At 75.1% G+C, this 4,119-nt stretch carries 3 protein-coding genes; all 3 read left to right on the forward strand.

Annotated elements, in window-relative coordinates; all coding sequences use genetic code 11:
- Nucleotides 1–67: 67 nt before the first annotated feature.
- From NOD94_RS40440 to NOD94_RS40450, 3 genes are read left to right on the forward strand one after another with little or no spacing between them, the layout of a single operon-like run.
- Nucleotides 68–1,204 carry an energy-coupling factor transporter transmembrane protein EcfT gene (locus tag NOD94_RS40440; protein ID WP_281211241.1) on the forward strand — a complete coding sequence of 379 codons (1,137 nt, stop codon included), beginning with the start codon at nt 68–70 and terminating at the stop codon, nt 1,202–1,204.
- Entirely contained in the window at nt 1,201–3,099 is a 1,899-nt protein-coding gene (locus NOD94_RS40445) for an ABC transporter ATP-binding protein (protein WP_281211239.1), read from the forward strand. The genes NOD94_RS40440 and NOD94_RS40445 overlap by 4 nt, the downstream gene beginning before the upstream one ends.
- The gene (locus NOD94_RS40450; protein WP_281211240.1) at nt 3,096–4,025 is read left to right on the forward strand and encodes an ECF transporter S component; all 930 of its coding nucleotides are present in this window, start codon (nt 3,096–3,098) and stop codon (nt 4,023–4,025) included. Before NOD94_RS40445 ends, NOD94_RS40450 begins: the two co-directional genes overlap by 4 nt.
- The last annotated feature ends 94 nt before the right edge of the window (nt 4,026–4,119 follow it).

The following is a 4,119-nucleotide window of genomic DNA, read 5'->3' on the forward strand; positions in this document are numbered from 1 at the left end:
CGCACCCGCCGCCCACGGCCCCGCGGTCGACGGCCCGCCCCCGACCCGGCGCGGTGCCGGGTCGCGGGTGGGCGGGCCGCGCGGGGCCTCGTACGAGAAGGGCGGGCTCCTGCGGGCTCCCGAGGCCGGCCGGGGCAACGCCCTGCACGCGGGGGCCTGGTGGCTGTGGGCCCTCGGGCTCGCCACCGCCGCGTCCCGGACCACGAACCCGCTGCTGCTCGGGATGATCGTCGGCGTCGCCGGGTACGTGGTCGCCGCGCGCCGTACGGACGCGCCCTGGGCCCGTTCCTACGGGGCGTTCGTCAAGCTCGGCCTGTTCGTCATCGGCCTGCGCCTCGTCTTCTCCATGCTGCTCGGCTCCCCCATCCCCGGGGCGCACGTCCTGTTCACCCTGCCGGAGGTGCCGCTGCCCGCCTGGGCGCAGGGCATCCGCTTCGGCGGGCGGGTCACCGCCGAGCAGTTGGTGTTCGCCTTCTACGACGGCGCGAAGCTGGCGACGCTGCTGATCTGCGTCGGCGCCGCGAATGCGCTCGCCAACCCGGCGCGGCTGCTGAAGTCGCTGCCGGCCGCGCTGTACGAGGCGGGCGTTGCCGTGGTCGTCGCGATGACGTTCGCGCCGAACATGGTCGCCGACGTGGTCCGGCTGCGGACCGCCCGCCGGTTGCGCGGGCGCCCCACCGGCGGGGTGCGGGCCGTCCTCCAGATCGGCCTGCCGGTGTTGGAGGGCGCGCTGGAGCGGTCGGTGGCCGTCGCCGCGTCGATGGACGCGCGCGGCTACGGCCGTACGGCGCAGGTCCCGCCGGCCGTCCGGCACACCACCAACGTCCTCACCCTGGGCGGACTGCTCGGCATGTGCGCGGGCACGTACGGGCTGCTCGCGGCCGAGGGCGCCGCGTACGGGCTGCCCGTGCTCGGCATCGGCCTGGTCCTGGCCCTCGCCGGGCTGCGTCTCGGCGGCCGCCGCAGCGTCCGTACCCGCTACCGGCCGGACCGGTGGGGGCCCCGGGCCTGGCTCGTCGCCGGTTCGGGGGCGGCCGTCGCCGCCCTGCTGATCCACGCGGGCTCGGTCGATCCGGAGGGCCTGCGGCCGGGAGTGGTGCCGCTGGTGTGGCCGACGCTCCCGCTGTGGCCCGCCGCGGCGGTCCTGATCGGCCTGCTTCCCGCCTTCGTGGCACCCGTACCGTCCAAGGAGTCCTCCCGGTGATCCGCTTCGAGCAGGTGTCGGTGACGTACGAGGGTGCCGGGCGGCCGTGTCTGCGGGACGCCGACTTCGTCGTCCCGGAGGGCGAGCTGACGCTGCTGGTCGGCCCGTCGGGCGTCGGCAAATCGACCCTGCTGGGGGCGGTGTCGGGGCTGGTCCCGCACTTCACGGGCGGCCGACTGAGCGGGCGGGTGACGGTCGCGGGCCGCGACACGCGGACCCACAAGCCGCGCGAGCTCGCGGACGTGGTGGGCACCGTCGGCCAGGACCCCCTCGCGCACTTCGTGACGGACGTGGTGGAGGACGAGCTGGCGTACGGGATGGAGTCGCTGGGGCTGGCACCCGCCGTGATGCGGCGCCGGGTGGAGGAGACGCTGGACCTGCTGGGCCTGAACGAACTCCGTGACCGTCCCATCGCCACCCTCTCCGGCGGCCAGCAGCAGCGGGTCGCGATCGGCTCGGTCCTGACACCGCACCCGCGGGTCCTGGTCCTGGACGAGCCGACGTCGGCGCTGGACCCGGCCGCGGCGGAGGAGGTCCTGGCCGTCCTGCAGCGCCTGGTCCACGACCTGGGGACGACCGTGCTGATGGCGGAGCACCGCCTGGAGCGGGTGGTCCAGTACGCCGACCGTGTGCTGCTGCTCCCGTCGCCGGGCGCGGCTCCCGTGCTCGGCACCCCGGCGGAGATCATGGCCGTCTCCCCCGTCCACCCGCCCGTGGTCGCCCTGGGCCGCCTCGCCGGCTGGTCCCCGCTCCCCCTGTCGGTCCGCGACGCCCGCCGCCTGGCCCCGCCCTTGCGGGCCCGGCTGGCCGGTGCGGACACGCCCGACGACGCGGCCCCCTTCCCGCCGGAACCGGATGTCACCGGTGCGGCGGGTGATCCCGACGCGGCCGGGGCGGTGGGTGCTCCCCGCACTTCCGGTTCTCCCGGCTCTTCCGGTTCTCCCGGTTCTCCCGGTTCTCCCGGTGTGGTGGGTCCTTCCGGTGCGGCCGACGGTTCCGGCGTCGGGCGGCTGTGGGGGCGGCTGCTGCGGCGTCGGGATCCGGTGTCGGCCTCGGCTTCGGCTTCGCCCTCGGACGGTGCGGGCGTCGCCGTGGGCGGGGCGGCAGCGGTCGTCGGCGGGCTCGGCGTCCGGCGCGGACGGGTCGAGGTGCTGCGCGACATCACCCTGACCGTCGCACCCGGCGAGACCGTCGCCCTCATGGGCCGAAACGGCGCCGGCAAGTCGACCCTGCTCGCGGCCCTCGTCGGCACGCTCCCCCCGTCCTCCGGATCCGTCACGGTCGGTGGCCTGGCCCCGCACCGCACCCCGCCCGGCGAGATGGTCCGCCGGGTGGGCCTCGTACCGCAGGAGCCGCGCGACCTCCTCTACGCCGACACCGTCGCCGCCGAATGCGCGGCCGCCGACGGTGACGCCGGGGCCGCGCCGGGAACCTGCCGCGGTCTGGTGAGCGCCCTGCTTCCCGACGTACCCGACGACACCCACCCGCGGGATCTGTCCGAGGGGCAGCGCCTGACCCTCGCCCTGGCACTGGTCCTCACGGGCCGCCCCGCCCTCCTCCTGCTCGACGAGCCCACCCGCGGCCTGGACTACGCGGCCAAGGCTCGGCTGGTGGGGCTACTGCGGGAGCTGGCCGCCCGAGGTCACGCCATCGTGCTGGCCACCCACGACGTCGAACTCGCCGCCGATCTGGCCCACCGGGTCGTGATCCTGGCGGGCGGCGAGGTCGTCGCGGACGGTCCGACCGCCGAGGTCGTGGTGTCCTCACCCGCGTTCGCCCCGCAGGTGGCGAAGATCCTGGCCCCCGGCCACTGGCTCACCGTCGCCCAGGTCGCGGCCGCCCTGGACGGGATCCCGCCGGACGGGGTCCTTCGGGACGGGGAGGGCGCGCAGTGACCGGCTCCACGCCGACGCGCCCGGCCCCGAACCGTCCCGTCTCGAACCGTTCCGTCTCGAACCCTCCGGCCTCGAACCGTCCCGTCCGCGTCGGCCCCCGCGCCGCCGCGGCCCTCGTTCTCGTCACGCTCATCGGCATCGCCGCATTCGGCTGGCCCCTGCTCGCGGACCGCCGGTCCGGACTGGCCCACTCCCAGGACGCCCCCTGGCTCTTCGCCGCCCTGCTCCCCCTCCTCGTGGCCGTCGTCGTCGGGACCATCGCCGACCAGGGCATGGACGCCAAGGCCGTCGCGATGCTGGGCGTACTGGCCGCCGTCGGAGCGGCGCTCAGACCGCTGGGCGCGGGTACGGCCGGGCTGGAGCCCATGTTCTTCCTGATGGTGCTCAGCGGGCGGGTACTCGGCCCGGGCTTCGGCTTCGTACTGGGCTCCGTCACGATGTTCGCGTCCGCCCTGCTCACGGGCGGGGTGGGGCCGTGGATGCCGTTCCAGATGCTGGCCCTGGGCTGGTTCTCGTTGGGCGCCGGGCTGCTGCCCGGCCCCGCGCGGATCCGGGGGCGCGCCGAGCTGGCGATGCTCGCGGTGTACGGGTTCCTCGGCTCGTTCGGGTACGGCACGATCATGAACCTCCAGGGCTGGGTGATCCTGCAGGGGATGGGCCAGGGCATCTCGTTCCACCCCGGGGATCCGGTCCCGGAGAACCTCGCGCGCTTCGTCGCGTACTGCCTGGCGACCTCGGTGGGCTGGGACCTGGGCCGGGCCGTACTGACCGTCGTCCTCACGCTCACCCTGGGCGCCACGTTGCTGAAGGCCCTGCGGCGGGCCACACGGAAGGCGGCCTTCGATCCGCCCATTTCCTTCGAATCCTGTGCAATCCGGATGTCCGCCCCGGGCCCTCAAAGGGGTACGGATCGTGACACGGAGTGAGATTCGGGGGCCCGTGAGGTGAGCCGTCCCATAGGACCCACGTCACACACGAACCGGGATAGTAGCCGCCGGACGACCCGAAAGACCCCCGTGA

This window comes from Streptomyces sp. Isolate_45 (genome assembly GCF_024721315.2).
Classification (GTDB): Bacteria; Actinomycetota; Actinomycetes; order Streptomycetales; family Streptomycetaceae; genus Streptomyces.